Annotated in this window: 15 protein-coding genes; 9 read left to right on the forward strand and 6 right to left on the reverse strand. The window is 33.5% G+C overall.

Annotated features, from left to right (window positions below; translation table 11 throughout):
* The first annotated feature begins 388 nt into the window (after positions 1-388).
* A complete protein-coding gene (locus ACIEHO_RS02785) occupies positions 389-535 on the forward strand; it encodes a hypothetical protein (RefSeq protein WP_406968405.1) in 147 nt (48 codons plus the stop codon).
* An 8-nt stretch (positions 536-543) separates the two neighbouring features.
* Here the strand turns inward: ACIEHO_RS02785 and ACIEHO_RS02790 are convergent, their stop codons facing one another.
* A complete protein-coding gene (locus ACIEHO_RS02790) occupies positions 544-786 on the reverse strand; it encodes a hypothetical protein (protein WP_406968407.1) in 243 nt (80 codons plus the stop codon).
* A 307-nt stretch (positions 787-1,093) separates the two neighbouring features.
* Between ACIEHO_RS02790 and ACIEHO_RS02795 the strand changes: the two genes are divergently transcribed.
* On the forward strand, positions 1,094-2,944 hold the full coding sequence (locus ACIEHO_RS02795) for a helix-turn-helix domain-containing protein (RefSeq protein ID WP_406968409.1): 1,851 nt from the start codon (positions 1,094-1,096) through the stop codon (positions 2,942-2,944).
* Between the two features lie 87 nt (positions 2,945-3,031).
* Here ACIEHO_RS02795 and ACIEHO_RS02800 read toward each other — a convergent pair whose 3' ends face one another.
* Entirely contained in the window at positions 3,032-3,646 is a 615-nt protein-coding gene (locus ACIEHO_RS02800; RefSeq protein ID WP_406968411.1) for a hypothetical protein, read from the reverse strand.
* Between the two features lie 282 nt (positions 3,647-3,928).
* Here ACIEHO_RS02800 and ACIEHO_RS02805 point away from each other — a divergent pair, with 282 nt between their 5' ends.
* Both ACIEHO_RS02805 and ACIEHO_RS02810 read left to right on the forward strand, forming a co-directional pair.
* Entirely contained in the window at positions 3,929-5,845 is a 1,917-nt protein-coding gene (locus tag ACIEHO_RS02805; RefSeq protein WP_406968413.1) for a helix-turn-helix domain-containing protein, read from the forward strand.
* Positions 5,846-6,031: 186 nt separating this feature from the next.
* Entirely contained in the window at positions 6,032-7,579 is a 1,548-nt protein-coding gene (locus ACIEHO_RS02810) for a hypothetical protein (protein WP_406968415.1), read from the forward strand.
* Between the two features lie 304 nt (positions 7,580-7,883).
* Here the strand turns inward: ACIEHO_RS02810 and ACIEHO_RS02815 are convergent, their stop codons facing one another.
* Positions 7,884-8,696 carry an HAD family hydrolase gene (locus tag ACIEHO_RS02815; protein ID WP_406968417.1) on the reverse strand — a complete coding sequence of 271 codons (813 nt, stop codon included), beginning with the start codon at positions 8,694-8,696 and terminating at the stop codon, positions 7,884-7,886.
* Between the two features lie 178 nt (positions 8,697-8,874).
* On the opposite strand from ACIEHO_RS02815, the gene ACIEHO_RS02820 reads away from it, so the two are divergent.
* The 4 genes from ACIEHO_RS02820 to ACIEHO_RS02835 all read left to right on the forward strand — a co-directional run bounded on the left by ACIEHO_RS02820 (position 8,875) and on the right by ACIEHO_RS02835 (position 13,222).
* On the forward strand, positions 8,875-9,900 hold the full coding sequence (locus tag ACIEHO_RS02820; RefSeq protein ID WP_406968419.1) for a LacI family DNA-binding transcriptional regulator: 1,026 nt from the start codon (positions 8,875-8,877) through the stop codon (positions 9,898-9,900).
* Between the two features lie 364 nt (positions 9,901-10,264).
* A complete protein-coding gene (locus ACIEHO_RS02825; protein ID WP_406968421.1) occupies positions 10,265-10,411 on the forward strand; it encodes a hypothetical protein in 147 nt (48 codons plus the stop codon).
* 116 nt (positions 10,412-10,527) lie between these two features.
* Positions 10,528-12,537, forward strand: a complete 2,010-nt coding sequence (locus ACIEHO_RS02830; protein ID WP_406968423.1) for a tetratricopeptide repeat-containing sensor histidine kinase — start codon at positions 10,528-10,530, stop codon at positions 12,535-12,537.
* Positions 12,538-12,547: 10 nt separating this feature from the next.
* Positions 12,548-13,222, forward strand: coding sequence for a response regulator (locus ACIEHO_RS02835; RefSeq protein ID WP_406968425.1), 675 nt, complete (start codon positions 12,548-12,550; stop codon positions 13,220-13,222).
* 252 nt (positions 13,223-13,474) lie between these two features.
* On the opposite strand, the gene ACIEHO_RS02840 is transcribed toward ACIEHO_RS02835, so the two are convergent.
* On the reverse strand, positions 13,475-13,978 hold the full coding sequence (locus tag ACIEHO_RS02840) for a DUF456 domain-containing protein (RefSeq protein ID WP_406968427.1): 504 nt from the start codon (positions 13,976-13,978) through the stop codon (positions 13,475-13,477).
* A gap of 151 nt (positions 13,979-14,129) precedes the next feature.
* Between ACIEHO_RS02840 and ACIEHO_RS02845 the strand changes: the two genes are divergently transcribed.
* Positions 14,130-14,573, forward strand: coding sequence for a hypothetical protein (locus ACIEHO_RS02845; RefSeq protein ID WP_406968429.1), 444 nt, complete (start codon positions 14,130-14,132; stop codon positions 14,571-14,573).
* Between the two features lies 1 nt (position 14,574).
* On the opposite strand, the gene ACIEHO_RS02850 is transcribed toward ACIEHO_RS02845, so the two are convergent.
* Positions 14,575-15,699 carry a glycosyltransferase family 2 protein gene (locus ACIEHO_RS02850; protein ID WP_406968431.1) on the reverse strand — a complete coding sequence of 375 codons (1,125 nt, stop codon included), beginning with the start codon at positions 15,697-15,699 and terminating at the stop codon, positions 14,575-14,577.
* Entirely contained in the window at positions 15,696-16,661 is a 966-nt protein-coding gene (locus tag ACIEHO_RS02855; RefSeq protein WP_406968433.1) for a lysylphosphatidylglycerol synthase domain-containing protein, read from the reverse strand. The genes ACIEHO_RS02850 and ACIEHO_RS02855 overlap by 4 nt, the downstream gene beginning before the upstream one ends.
* Positions 16,662-16,683: the final 22 nt, after the last annotated feature.

Below are 16,683 nucleotides of genomic sequence, written 5' to 3' on the forward strand. Positions count from 1 at the left end.
AGCCGAAGCATTTTCAATATTGCTTGTTCATTTTCAGGCCAGCGTATTCCCAATTGCTCATTAAGGTACGAAATTTTTGTAAACAATTCGTATGGATTGCCTTTTATGAATTATTCTAGTTATTTCTTAACTTGATGTGTGGAAAACAACTACAAAAGAATAATCTAGGCTCTTTTAAACAAATAAATAGGCTCCTAGAAGAATATTTTATTTTAATTCATTTAACTTATTTATGTTTGAATCACCATAACATAAGTAGGTTAAGTTCATGGTAGATTTGGGGCAAAAAAGGTGAACATCTGTTCACCTTTTTTTTATGAAGACTTTCGTAAAGCCAAAATATTAATGCTGTCTAAATTTTATCATTTAGTTTGCTGGTAAAATTAAAGTGCCGGCAAATTCATGGTCTGTTTGGAATTCTGGAATGAAGTTGCCATTGTCATCAAATGAGTTTACAAAACTATTTGTCATGCCTCCTCCTGAAGCACCTTTAAAACGACCTATGCCTCCATTAAAAGTAAATGAATCTCGATAGTACGCCTCCTAAAAACCGTATTCAAAGGGAATTACGGTGCCGCCAGATGGGGCATTTTGGCTCATAGGCCCTACATAAAGTTTGTCTCCGTTAGCTGCTGTAAATACACCATTAACCTTTCTGGATTGGAGTTTGTAATTTCTTTTCAATTGTAAACTATCTGTGTCAGTGATTTCATTTTCCTGAACTTCACAGTTGCTTAATAGTATAAAGCTCATTAGGGCAATTCCAAATAATTTTAATGTTTTCATAATATTTAGTTTTTTGGTCGTGGTTTATTTGACCATGTTAGACAGTAATTCACTTGGTTAATAACTTTACATTAAAGTTAGTTTTTAATCAAAGAAGCAGGTTGCTGGTATATTGTAATAGGTGTAAAATATATTGCGATAAGTAAGAATTTTGTTGTAAGACGATATATGATGATAAGACGAAAATCGCTTATCAAGAATAGTCTTACGGCTTATGAAAGATTTTTATTTGAGCGATAGTTTTTAAATAGGCTAAAAAATTGTAAATTATGTATTCGTTTTTCACCGATTTATAACTTTTTAAAGTATGGAGGAGCTACATTCAATGGATGCGTCGTTTATTTCGAAGCTCAATGGTTTATTGGAAGACAATTACCATAAGCAAGACTTTGGCGTAAGTGAACTGGCAGCTTCTATGGGTATTAGCAAATTACAGCTTCATAGGAAAATACGAAAGGTTAAAGGTGTTAGCGCTAGCGAATACATCAAATTGTTTAGGCTTAAAAAAGCCTATGCTTTATTAAAAAACAATACATCAACCGTGTCGGAGATTGCTTATTCTGTGGGGTTTAACAGTTCCTCTTATTTTACAAAGTGCTTTCATAAGTACTTTAAAAGTTTGCCAAGTGAGTTGAATGGAGAGCTGGAGTATGACAAGTATTTTGAATTGTGTAGCAATACGGTAAAACAAGGGAGCCCTTTAAGGTTTAATATTAGCACCCTATTTTGGGTTTTACTGATGATTTCAGTGATGGGTGCTTATATTGTTGAGTTTTTAGTATTCGAAAAACATGAAACCAAGCAGGTGACCTTGGCGGTACTTCCGTTTAAAAACCTTAGTGACAACCAATCAGATCAGTATTTTGCAGATGGTGTCATGGACGTGATTTTAACTAGCCTTGCAGGAGTAGAAGGTTTTAAGGTGATTTCACGAACCACCATGGATCAATATAGGGAGACTTCTAAGACCATCCCTGAAATAGCTAAAGAGTTAGATATTTCCCATATCCTGGAGGCCAGTGTCCAAAAGCAAAGGGATAAAATACGGATTGTGGTACAGCTTATTGATGCTAGGAAAGATGTTCATATCTGGTCTGATGATTATGAAAGACAGAACAAAGACATATTCGCGATGCAGAGCGATATAGCCAAAGAAATTGTAAAGCAACTAGAGGTGGCGCTTTCACCTTCAGATGAGAAAAGGATCGTGGAAGCACCCACTGAAAATTATCAAGCTTACAATTTATACTTGAAGGGTCGCTTTTTTTGGGACAAGAGAACAGAGGCCGATTTAAAACGGAGCGTTAAGTATTTTGAGGATGCCATAGCTTTGGATTCTTTGTACGCTCCGGCTTATGCCGGACTGGGTGATGCGTATAAAGTCATGGCATTTTGGGGGTGGTACCATCCAAGAGACGAAGGGATTAAAAAGGCAAAATTGTATAGCAAGAAAGCACTTGCAATTAATCAAAATATTTCCTCGGCCTATGGTGTATTAGGAGATATATCTTTTTGGGTTGATTGGAATTGGAAGCAAGCAGAAAAAGAGCTTAAACAAGCAGTATTATTGGGACCTAGTAATGCAAATGCGCATCATAGTTATGCCGAATTAATGAATATTTTAGGAAGAAAGGATGAGGCAAGAGAGCATATTGAATTGGCGATTAAATATAATCCCCATGCGCCACAAATATATAATGAAAGTACTCTAATTTACTACAATAACCGTGAATTTAAAAGAGCCATTGAGGAAACTGAAAAAGCCTATGAACTAGTAGGGTTTGGTCTTGACGATAGATTTATTACTTATATTAAGTTGCGTGAATATGATAAAGCACATGAGACTTTAAAATTGAAGTTTCCTGAATATCATCGAACTAATCCTGGTTCAATTGATAAAATATATGAAACATCAGGAATAGAAGGGCTGGTTCGATTGTATAAAGAAAGGAATCCAGGTTGTATTAACAATAGATGTTTTAGAAAGGCAAGACTGTGTATGTTAATGGGAGATAAAAAAGAGGCTCTAGAGCATTTAGAAGGTAGTTATGAATACGGCGAAATTTTTTTTCCAAGGGTAAAACATTTCATAGATTTTGAGCCGCTTAGGTCTGAGCCCATGTTTATAGCGCTTACAGATAAACTTAATATGGAGTAATGGTTGCGAACAAAAAGGCTCTAAGAGATAAGAGCTTTTTTGTTCGATAAACCCTTTAGTGATGATAATATTTTATTTAGAGGCATGTCATTTAGCTTTGCCATTATTCAAAGTAATAGTGCCTTCCCAATTATGATCTGTACCTGTGCCATCAATTCTTACTAGACTATTAATGTTAAATTCTCCGGAAGCATTTTCATATCGACCAGTTCCACCATTTATATAGCAAATGTCTTCAAATGCAAACATATATTCCTCATCTTGGATGGGTACTAGGCTACTACCGGGACCTGTAAAAAATACACGATCACCATTGGCAGCTTCCATGTAGCCTTCTACATCTTCATATACTCCAAATCCACCCAGAAAATCAGGAACGCCTTGATTATCTAAAACAACGTGAAAGCAAAAAGTCATATCTGTTGTGAAATTTCCAAGATGTGTGGCGTTACCACCACCCACTTGGTGCTCAAGTCCCCAAAAATCAGTTGGAGAAGTAAAAGAACATATTTCGGTTAAGGCATCTTCCGCTTGTCCTGTAAACAATTTGGCTTTAAACGGGAGCTCCATTTGGTTGGATTTTTTCGCTGATATGTTCAATTCGGTTAAGTTGTCCTCTGTTATAATATCTTGAGGTTTCTCACATGCAGCCAACAAACATATTAAGCTGCCAAAAACAAATAATAATTTTAAATTTTTCATTTTAATTAATTTTTAGTTAAACAATAATTCGGTTTATAGCGTTGTATTAAAATTAGCTTTTAATCATAGAAGCAGGTTGTTAATATGTTGTAATAGGTGTAAAATATGTTGCATTTAGTAGCAGAATGGTTGCAAGAAGGTATAAATATGTTAATGCATATAAGTGGTTCTCGAAAATGATATTTATGAATATCAAGATTTTTAATTAAATGATAATTTTTAAATAGGACAAAAAATTGTAAATTATGTATTCGTTTTTTACTGGTTATAACTTTTTAAAGTATGGGTTCGCTAGAGTCAATGGAAGAGTCTTTTATTTCGAAGCTCAATGGTGTATTGGAAGACAATTACCATAAGGAGAGCTTTGGTGTAAGTGAATTGGCTGCATCTATGGGTATAAGCAGATCACAGCTTCATAGGAAAATACGAAAGATTAAAGGTGTCAGCGCAAGTGAATTTATTAAAATATTTAGGCTTCAAAAAGGCTATATTTTACTAAAAAACAATACTTCAACAGTATCGGAGATTGCTTACTCTGTTGGTTTTAGCAGTCCGTCGTATTTTACAAAATGCTTTCATAAGCAATATAACTGTTCGCCTACGGAATTAAAAAATAAACTTGACAGTGGCATTCTTTTCGATGAAACCGAGATTTCAAAAGTTGGTGCTTCATCTTCCCAATTGACGGAATTTTCAGGTAATAAGTTTTTTAAACGTATTCTGCATTTCGGGGCATTTCGGGTTCAAACATATAAGTTGGTAGTATTGTTTTTATTTGTTTTTACGGCTGCTGTGTTTTACAATTCTGTTAGTGGCTCGAATGAACAAGGCCCAAAATCCTTAGCTATCTTACCAATTGAAGTAAAAACAAAATCTATAGATCGGGATGTTTTGTCTGAAGGAATCCATGAAGGGCTTGCAAGTTCACTTGGAAAACTAAACCGGCTTAATGTGCTGTCTAGAGCAACAACAGAGAAATATAAAAAAAGCAAATTAACAAAAGAAAATATCATTAAGGAGTTGGGTGTAGATTTTTTGGTGTATGGAAAAGCTTATTATTCAGATAAGGATAGTTTGGTATTAAATGTTACTGTTTACAAAATGGGTGCTTCAGAAGAAGGGTTTCAAACCTTAAACTACAACACTTCCATTGAAAACATTATTGCTGTTCAAAACGAGGTTTCAAAACGTATTGGGATATCCACTGGGTCACTACATGTATTAGGATATTCAAACCTTAACCAGCATAATAGAAAGGTCAATAAAAAAGCTTACAAAAATTATATACGCGGTATGTATTACCTTCATAAATCGTCACAAGAAGATTTCGATAGAGGTATTCGGTTTTTGTATGAAGCCATAGATGCAGACCCGGCAGAGCCATTAGCTTATGCAGGTTTAGCTTATGGATATGTTATCTTGGGGCATAGTTCTTCAGAAAATAGTAATGTTTTCGGTAAGGCAAAAATGGCAGCCAATAAAGCTATTCAGCTAGATTCAACTTTGTTGGAAGCATATGCAAGTATGGCGGGTATTGGCATTTATCATGACAGAAATTGGAATCAGGCAGAAGATTTGTTTCGCTATATATTGTCGATAAACCCCAGTATGGCAAATGTTCACTATGATTATGCATGGTATTGTTTATTGGTGGGAGAAAAAGAAAAAGCACTATACCACCATGAAATGGCCGAGAAATTAGATCCGTTTAATGCTAAATATATAGCTTGGACGGGCTGGATGCTAGCCTATTATGGTGATTATAAAAGGGCAATGGATAAAGTAGAGACTTCTTTACAAATAGCACCAAATAATACGGTGGCCTATTTAGCAAAAGGATTTATATATGAGCTTCAAGAAAACACAATTAAGGCCTTGGAAGCTTATGAGAAATTGTATAGCCTTAGTTCACGACACGGTAGTTCGCTTGGCAGTCTTTATGCAGAAATTGGAGAATTAGAAAAGGCACATAAAATACTAGAGGAAGTGAAGAACTGGCCAGAATCTCCTTGGAAAAACTATAACTTGGCACATTTATATGCCGGTTTAAATGATGCTGATAACGCTGTTAAGATGTTGGAGACTGACCCAAAACACGCCTATGTTGCATGGGCTGCGGTTATGCCTGCCTTTAAGGGTATAGAGCACCATAATGGGTTTAAAGCCTTTGTTTCCAGTTTAAAATTGCCAAATAGATAATAACCACGCTTAGTGAAAAATTCTTCATTCACCATTTTTAGTTTGTTTCACAGATATGTCAAATTAAAAGTGAAGCACGATAGCATGACATTTAAAAAAGGCCTTTTTCTTCAAAAACTTTAAATGCTATGCTAATTTTCTTATAATTTATTAAATTAGTTGACTAATTTAAAAGTTTTCCTTTGCATGAAAAACGTTAAAGCCTTTGTCCTGCTTTTTATCATTTTCAATTCACTCAATTTTTACGGCCAAATCTATAATTCTGCGTTTGAGGAATCAGTTTTTAAATCCTATAAATCAGATTCGTTAAATTATAGTTTCATTGAAAGTCTTTTTGCTATTGACACTTTAATGGATAAAGAAAAGGTTGTAAATTATAAACAAGAACTGTTATCGGTCATACAAACGTTTCCGCCCAAAGAAGAGCGAGCAAAAAAAGAAAAAAAGAGAGTAAGGCATATTTACGACGAAATGCATGATAGATTTTTTATTAAGTATAACCTAGACTCATACTTTACCGATATTTTTAAGAATGGTACGTATAATTGTGTTACAGCTTCTGCTTTATATTCGTTTGCTTTTGAAGAACTCAATATTCCTTATCACATAAAAGAAACACCATCGCACGTTTTCTTAATTGCTTACCCCGATACGTTTAAAATATATTTGGAAACCACAGCCCCTGGGGCTTATGGGTACTCGGTCCCAAAAGAGTCTGAAGTGCGAAAAATCATAGATGAACTAATAGCTTACAAACTTGTTACTAAAGAAGAGGTTCTTGAAAAAGGATACATGAAATTTTATGAAGAGTATTACTACGGGAAAGAGTTTGTGGATAAGAGTGCTTTAATTGGCATGCAATATTACAACAAAGGCTTATCTAGTTTGAGCAAAGCAAATTATGATGAGGCACTAATTAACTTACGTAAGTCTAAGGTGTTTTATTCTTCACCTCTTATAAAACCAATGCTTAAGGGCATTATGTTTACTAAAGTTAATGATATTGAATTCAATACGCAATACGATGTGGATTATCTTGTTGAATTGTTGGAAATGTCTAATTATCCCGAAGATTACTCTGTTGGCAACTTAAAATCGAGTCTGTATAAAATCACCCAGCATGATGACAACGATAATGCATTCATTGAAGAAACAATAGGTAAGCTAAAAACACTATCGGAAGAAAAAGTTAGAAGTGAAGCAGTTGAATATTTATACGAATATTTGGCCAGGAGTTCAGCTACTGACGAAGAGCTTGATAGTGCATTGGGATATTGTGACCATATATTAGAGATTAATTCCAACAGTAAAATTGCTAAAGAAATAATTGAATATGCTTGTTTTAAAAAAGTGTTGCTCTCCATGTACGATTTGAAATCGTTGGAATTGTTTTTGGAAATGACCAAGTCTTATGATTTCTTAAAGTCTAACCGCAGGTACTTCATTAGTTTAGCTCATTTCTACGGTAATATTTCACTAATGAATTACAAAAGCAAGGACATTGCAATGGCCACAGATTACTTAATTAAGTTTGAATCGGTTATGGATAATAATAAGGTATTAAGCGATATAAATAAAAACTTAATAGCCGATTTATATTTAAGAGGAGGTAATTACTATTACTACAAAGGAGATTATAAATCGTCTTATGCGATATATTCAAAAGGACTTTCCTATATACCTGACCACCCAGATTTAGTGAAAAAGGCTCAGTGGTCTAAAGAAGCGTTTTAGCTCTATTCAAAAAATACGTAAGACTTGTTTTTGATGAGACTTTGTTAGAATTCGGTAAGGCTGTATGTTCTAAAAGTTAACCCGCCGAAAGTTTAAACTCGGTCTATTTCGTTCCAAAGTATAAATTTTACCTATTTAAAAATAAATATAAAAAACTTGTAATCAGGGTTTTATTGGTTTATGTAACAAATGTTACATAACTATCAGTAGGTGTTTCGTAATTATGTGTTAGAAAATTCAACAAGAATTGAGGATGATTAATAGCTAAATAGCGCACAACATTTACGTGCGCTTTTTTGTGTTGTTATATTTTCTGTTTGCTTTTTAGTAACTCCGCCAAAATAGACTCTACGCCTTCTTCTCGATTGCTTTTTGTAGAAAAGCGAGCCGTTTTTTTTACGTCATCGTGGGCATTTTCCATGGCATAGCTGAAATATGCAAGCTCCAGCATTTTTAAATCATTATTATAATCACCAAATACCATAGTCTCTTCGGTGGTAACACCTAGTTCCTTTTGTAGAATGGTAAGAGCGTAACCTTTGTTTGCTTCAGCATGTGAGATGTCTAGCCAATTTTCACCGGACACAATCACTTGCAAATCTTTATTCAGTGTTTTTGCAGTAGGCCAAATATAATTTTCAGATGATACGTGATGGAAAACGGCTATTTTTAAAAAATCATCATCATTTACTTTTGTCAAATCCTCAACAATTTCATATTCTTTATAATATTTACGGAATCTATCAATAAAATCCTGATCGTTGGTTTCGATATAGGCAGATTTCCTGCCGCATAAAACAATATATGCACCTTCAATAGGTCTTAAAGTTTCAACCGCATTCTTAACATTCTGGGAAGTTAGTTTTAGCAAGATATGTTCTTGGTCATTAAATTTCATAATACCACCGTTTTCGGCTATGATAGAAATTTGGTCCTTAATGGGATGAAGCTTGTCTAAAATACTTTGGTATTGGCGTCCGCTAGCCGCAATAAAGTGTATGTTTTGTTCTCTTAAAGCGTTAAACTGACTAAAAAACCGAGAGCTAACTTCACTATTGGGGTTTAGTAAAGTACCATCCATATCTGAAACTACAAGTTTTACCTTCGATAAATCCATAAAAATAAATTGAACAGCAAAAGTAACACTCTTGGGCTAATATTCTGTTAAGTAAATATTAACCTGTAATTATATGGTTTTTTTATTATGATTTTTGAGCTTTTTTATGTAGTTCAAGCAATCGTTTTAAAATTAAAAATCACCATTATTTGCAAAAAACTAATTTTGTACATTGCAAATGCAAAATTTATCAGGTGGCAATATGGTTACTTTAAAACAATTAGCAAAAGAGTTGGAGGTTTCAATTTCAACGGTTTCTAAGGCTTTAAATAACAGTGAAGAAATTGGTGAGGAAACGATTAAAAGGGTTAAAAAGCTTGCCGAAAAGTATAATTATACTCCCAATAAAGTTGCGCTTAGCTTAAAGCAAAGTAAGACAAAAACCATTGGAGTTATAATTCCTAATATACTTAATCGGTTTTTAGCTAAAGTACTTTTTGGTATAGAGCGCGAGGCGAACAAACACGGTTACAATATTATAACCTGTATCTCCAATGAATCGTTGGAAAAGGAGAAAGAAAGTTTAAAGTTACTGGCAAGTGGCAGTGTGGATGGTTTTATACTTTCTGTGGCACAAGAAACTCAAGTTGACAATGAAATAGAACATTTTAAGAGTACAATTAATCGAGGGCTGCCTATTGTTATGTTTGATAGGGTAGCGCACGACGTTATGTGCGACAAAGTGATTGTTGACGATTTTGAAGCGACATATAATGCAACTAAAAGCCTGTTAAATGAGGGCAGAAAGCAAGTTGTTTTTATTAGTAATATAAATGAACTCAGCGTTGGCAAGTTAAGAGAACGGGGTTACAATAAGGCTATTTTGGAAAGTAGAAAAGAGCCGGTCGTGTTAAAGGTTAAAAAGAAGGACGATCATCAAAAAAAGATAAAATCGTTTTTAAAAAAGAACAAAAAAATTGATGGAGTTATTGCAGCCGATACTTCATCTGGTGTAATAGCTTTAAATACAGCCGTAAGTTTAGGAATGAAAGTTCCAAAAGACATATCGGTAATTGCATTTGCCAGTAAATCGGATTCTAACCATACGTTGCCCAAATTAACCACCATTCGTCAACATGCTAAAGCCATAGGTGAGAGTGCGGCGCAAATGCTAATTCAAAGATTGCAAAGCGATTCTCCTTATGATGATGTGAAAACAAAAATCGTTAAAACAAGTTTGGTGAAAAACAAATCAACCTTGTAAGAATTGGTTTAAAAAACGTAGTTATTTGCATTTCGTCGATAAAAAATAATGCATTTCGTCGAATTTTTTACGTTTCGTCGAAAAAAATGATACTTATTAAAAGTTGTTAACATATATTAGCTATTCATAGTCGGGCGCACATTATTTCCCTAAGTCCAACTAAGAAAAAATTAATCCATTTTCAAGACTTTTTCAAGTCTTAATAATTCCCTCATATTAAAAAAATAAATCGCATATGCTTTAGCGTGTTCGGTTTTAAGTTAATTATCCATTTTTTCCCTCTAGCAAGATTTTGTTTTCAAGGTCTTAGCTAACAATTTTATTTGATAAAAGAAAAACTGTTTAACCTTAAAATCGAATTTATATGAAATCCCTAAAAATTACTCTAATCGTAGTCGCAGTATTTGCGTCGTTAGTATCGTGTACAAAACAAGACTTAACAGAAGATGATGTTTTGATTGACAACCCACAAAGCGTTTTTGTTGGTGATGGAACTATTACACCTAGATAATATAGATGTCATTTATATGATAATAGATAAAGCCCTTGCAAACTAAGTAAGGGCTTTATCTATTATTATATTTAAGAAAATATGAATACATTTGAGATTAAAGTTATTTAATCCAATTGAAATTTATTTTTATACTTTTATTGTTTGCCTATCATAGTGTCTGTTATTCTCAAAAAGACACTACTAAATCTTTGGATAGCATTCAGTATTTTCTAATTCAATCAAATCCTGCTAGTTCAATTGATTTAGATAAAAAAATAGTATTTGCGCAAAGAGCAAAAAACCTTGCAGTTATATCTCAAATTGATTCGTTGATTATTAAAAGTGATATCAATTTGGCAATAGCCCATTCGGCAAATAAAGATTATAAAAGCTTTTTAAGTCATATTCATGAAGCTCTAAAAAAGGCAAAAAAAACAAGTGATTCTTTTTCTATAGCCCATATTTATAAAAATTTGGGGTACTATTATTATGAAAAGAATAACGACAGTGCATATTATTATGATGATAAAGCTGAAAAGTTGTTCAATAGATTAAATGACAAATTGAATAGGGCTATCGTGCTTTACGATATAGCACTACTTCAAAAGGACGAAAAAGACCTTACAGGGAGTGAACTAACTTCAGTTAACGCGCTTTCTATTTTAAATCAATTGAACGAAACAAATAATGTCATAAAATATCAGTCTTATTTTTATGGTAATTTGGCACATGTTTTTAAAATGTTAGAACAGTTTGATGAATCTATAAAATACCATAAAAAGGCTATAGAAAAAATTAGTGTTTTGCCAAATAATGGCGTTTTGTTGGATACGTATAAAAATAACTTAGCATTGGCATATAAGGATGCTGGTCAATATAAGTTGGCTATAAATTATTATAATGAAATTCTTGGAAATAAGAATCTCATTGAACAGCGTCCGCTTTCATATGCTATAACCTTGGATAACTATGCGCATGCTTTGTTTTTGTCCAACAATTATGAAGAGCTACCAAATTTGTTTTTCAAAGCATTAAAAATTTGTGATAGTTTAAACAATGATGCCAATACTATAATAATCAATCAGCATCTAGCGCACTATTATTTAAGTGTTAACAACAAAGATTCAGCTAAATATTACGCATATAAATCTAAACAGATTTCTGAAAAATATTCACCTGATGATTTGCTTAGATCATATGCCCTACTTTCCAAGATTGAAGAAGATAGTGTGGCAGTTAAATATTATGATGCCTATGTAAAACTTAATGATAGCCTTATTAAAAATGAAAGAGCTACTAGAAATAAGTTTGCCAGAATTCGTTTTGAAACCAGTGAAATTGAGCAAGAAAACATCCAGATAGCCAAAGAGCGCATGTGGCTATTAATAATTTCCGTCGTTGTAATTTTAGCTTCCTTCCTTTTATATTTGGTAATTACACAAAGAAATAAAAACAAGGAGCTTCAATTTATTCAAAAGCAGCAAGAAACCAATGAGGAGATTTACAATTTAATGTTGTCGCAAAACGAAACTATAGAGGAAGCACGCGCATTGGAAAAAAAACGAATATCCGAAGAGTTACACGATGGTGTTTTGGGCCGGTTATTTGGTACACGCCTTAGTTTGGATAGTTTAAACATGAACAATAGCACTGAAGCTGTTAAAACAAGGGGGCAATATATAGCAGAACTCAAAACTATAGAGGAAGATATCAGAAAGGTTTCACATGAATTAAACACCGATTTTGTTTCGGGTTCCGGTTTTATAGATATCATAAAAACCTTGGTTGAAACACAAACATTGGCCTACGAGCTTAATTATAAACTCGAGCGCGATGACGATATAAATTGGGATGCTGTATCCAATAAAAAGAAAATTCACATTTACCGAATTCTTCAGGAAACACTTCACAACATATACAAGCATGCTTATGCCTCACACGTCAATATTAGTTTTAAATTAAAAAATGACGTAATTTGCCTCAGCATCGCCGATGACGGTGCTGGATTTGATGTTAACAAGGCAAAATCAGGGATTGGCCTAAAGAACATAAATTCAAGAGTAGATGAAATAGACGGAACAATTAATATAACTTCTGAAAAAGACAAAGGAACAACAGTAATCCTAGAGGCACCTATAGGCTAACGCCAAAATTATGACTGAAAAAATTAAAATTTTAATGGTTGATGATCACCCAATAATAATTGAGGGTTATCAAAACACACTGCTTTATACTAAAAAGGACAATCAAGAGTTAGAAATTGATATAGCTAATAACTGCGATGAAGCTCTTAAATTAATAGATCAATCTGTACAAAATGAACGCCCTTATGGGATGTTGTTTTTTGATATCAGTTTACCGCCCTCTTCTGATGGTTCTATGAGTTCGGGTGAAGATTTGGCTGAATACGCCCGCAAGATTTTACCTCAGGCAAGAATTGTTATATTAACCATGTTTAACGAGTCCTTTAGGATACACAATATTATCAAAACCATCGATCCTGAAGGCTTTTTGATAAAAAGTGATTTAACTTCAAGCGAATTGGCCAGTGCGTTTCAAGCTGTGCTTAACAATCCTCCTTTTTATAGCGGTACGGTTAACAGCCACATAAGAAAAACGATTACGAGTGATATTGTAATTGATGATAAAAACCGAAAAATCCTTTACCTGCTTTCTCAAGGTGTAAAAACCAAAAACTTGGCATCGCATTTAGATATTTCTTTAAGCGCTGTTGAAAAGCGAAAGAAACAGCTTAGAGATATATTTGAGGTGAACGATGGCCAGGATGAAACTTTATTAAATGAAGCTAGGAAAAGGGGGTTTGCGTAGGTTGATGCTTACAGATTTTGTTAAAACTGAAATTTTCAGCAATTTCTTTTCGCTTCGAAAACCTAAGCCCTGTGACGGTTTTGTGAAATACCGGTAACACTGTTACGGGTTTCCCGCAGTTGAAGAAGTTTTGTATTAATTATATTTGAATTATCAACACTTCAAAAAATTAGTTAATCCCTCAATTTTTTTGTTGATAATAGCAATTTACAAGGCCCTGTGGAGGTGAGAGACCCACAGGGCTTCTTCGTTTTATAAGTGAAACAAGGTGTTTCTATAATCCCAAACAATGCCAACAAAAAGACCGAGGTAAACTACAGCAACCACAAATTTTATAAAGGTAGAGGTTAAAAAACCAATAAATGACCCGAATGCGGCTCTAGTTGCGGTTTTAGAATCTCTTTTGTTTATCAGCTCTCCAATAAGTGCGCCAACAAAAGGGCCAATGATTATACCACCAGGAATTGGGGCGATTAAACCCACAATTAGCCCGATGGTGGTGCCAATCATGCCATACCTTGATCCACCAAAACGTTTAGTTCCCATGGCAGGAATAATATAATCTAAAAGCCAAATAAATAAGGCTATTAAAAGAGTGATAACTAAGAACGATTTGTTAGTGGGAATGGCATCTGTAAAATGAACCACCAAAAGGCCAACCCAACTCGTAAGAGGGCCAGGCAATACAGGTAAAAAACTGCCTAAAATACCCAATAACATAATTAATGCTGCGATAATTACTAAAATAATATCCATAAAAATGTTTAAGTTTTACACCCTATAAGACGAAAAATTTTTCCAATTGTTACGAATTACTGTCTTCAGTTGGATAGTTTTAATATAAAATTGTACTTTTCGGTTTCAGTAGTTATTTATGAAAAAGTGCTTGGTTTTTATATGTGTTTTAATGCTAACGGCATGCGAGTATTTTAATGTAAAAAAAACATCTTCAGAGGCTATTTTAAATGAAGAACTACAAACATTCAATTGGAATGATGTGGACGAATACCCTAGTTTTTCAGATTGCGAATCGTCTATTTCAAAAGTAGAAAGGAAGGTTTGTTTTCACAACACTTTAACCAATCACATAACCAATTTTTTACAAAAAGAAGTTATTGTTGTAAGCAGGGACATTCATGATACCGTGATGCTCCAAATTCAAGTATCCAAGGAGGGTGACTTATCTTTGATGAGTGCCAAAATAGATTCTATTACTGAATACGAAATCCCTGAAATTAAAACCCTTCTTCAAAAAAGTTTAGACTCGTTGCCTAATATATTTCCAGCCATAAAACGTGGGCAACAAGTAACCACAGAATTTAATTTACCATTAATAATTAGTGTTAATTAATTTACTTTTTAAATGTTCTTTCCTTCCATTCGTAGCTTGAAAAAAAGGATATTGAGGCTACGTAAACACTAAATAAAGGGTAAAGTATAAAGCCAAAAACAAAACTTTTGAGCGCTTCTTTTTGGTCGAAAAATGAAGCTGATTTGTAGATTAAATAAAAATCAATATTAGCCTTAATGATTAAAATATAAAACCAACTTTTTAAGTTAAATTCCCCGAAGATAGAAAGTGCTAAACCTAAAATTATTGTGGCATTTATAATAAAGACTAAAAGCCCTGTAAACTTTCCAAAACCATTGCTGTAATTACTTGTTTTTGCCGCCCAACGAATGCGTTGCTGAATTAATGATTTCCAAGAGGCTTGTGCTCTGGTAGAAATAATAGCATGCTTACATTTTAAATAATGTATTTTTTTTGGGTAAGTTTTAACTGCTTTCTCCAACATGAAAATATCGTCTCCACTGGCTATATTGGTATTGCCATCAAAACCATTTAATTCTTTGAATAATGTTTTCTGATAAGCAAAATTAGCCCCATTACATAGAAATGGTTTTTTTAGGCCGAAACCGCCCATGGTGCCACCTTGCAAACTGAGTAAATCTAATATTTGAAATCGGTTTAAAAATGAGTTGCCCTCAACATACTTAACTGCCCCAGCAATGCATAAAGTGTCGTTTTTTTGAATGAATTCATCAAAGCTATCTAACCAAAACGTAGGCAAAATACAATCGGCATCGGTGGTTATTATCCATTCGCTTTTTGCTTTATTAATGGCTGTAGCTATAGCATCTTTTTTTGGTGAAGGGCTGTGTCTTTCATTGTCAATTATCGTGAAATGGACTTTAGATTTTGAAAGGTGTTTGTTTATGGTTTCAACGGAGTGGTCTTCCGAGTCATCGTCAATAAAAATAATTTCAAATTTATCTTTGGGATAATTTAATGTTACTATTGACTTCAATAAATCAGGTAAATTTCCGGCCTCATTTCTAAACGGAATAATAACTGAAAACTTTGTTTCGGCTTGAAGGTCTTCCAAATTAAAAACAGCAACTTTATCAAACCCATAAACAAAGCTTCCTATTAAAAACAGGTACAGTATGGTAATGATTAAGCTTGTTACAATCATGAGAGGGCGTTTTTCGGTTGAAATTTCAGCACATAATAGCTGCCCAATATGCTAGGTAGCACAAAATTGAAAATCCACATGATGGTCACAATGCTTAAAATAACAAGGCTGCTTACACCGGCGAAAGCAAAAAGATAGACGGCCACACTGCCTTTTACAACCACATCGAATATAAAAATTGATGGAATTACTGATGCCAAAATGTACATAGATGAAATGAGGGTCATGGCCTCAAAATAGTTGAGTTTGATATCAAATAGTTGCAGCAAAAAGTAAAACTGAAACGAAAAAATAGCGTACCGCAACACTGAAAGCAAAAAAACTAAGCCAAATTGATGCTTCGGAAAACTTTTAAGATGGTCTTTAAATTTACCGGCGGAGAATCCCTTAAAGGATAAATTACTTTTAGCTGTAACAAATCCAATTAAGACTATAACAATTAAAGCAATGGTTAAAAACAGCAAAAATTTGGTATAATCGATGTTGGGTTGGTAATTCTTGATAAAAAAATAAAGGCCTATTGCCCCCAAAATTATCGTTACGGCCATTTGTAATAAGTTGCCAATTAAGTTAACTAACATGACCTTTTTGCGTTGACCTGTAGAAAAACACAAAGCTTTTGCTCCATATTCACCAATTCGGTTTGGTGTAAATAGTGATGCTGTTAAAGAACACAAACAATGTTCGGTGGCTTGTTTTATATTTATTTTTTCTAGGGAAGCCACTAAGATTTTCCATTTTAAAATTTCTAAAAACCAGTTAAATGTGCTCAAAAAAGCTAAAAAAATGATAGTTTTTAATGATAAAATGCCAGTTTTTGAAACAAAATCGATGAAAATGAAAAATTTTAACGCAGTGTTGTTCGTTAATTTATCATAAATAAAATAAAACGCAGCAACTACAATGCTTAATTTAATGAGCACAAAAAAGAATTGTTTAGTTTTGTGTGGTTGCCTGTACATAGTTGCTGCAAATTAAATCAAT

Source organism: Flavisericum labens (genome assembly GCF_045446075.1).
GTDB lineage: Bacteria > Bacteroidota > Bacteroidia > Flavobacteriales > Flavobacteriaceae > Flavisericum > Flavisericum labens.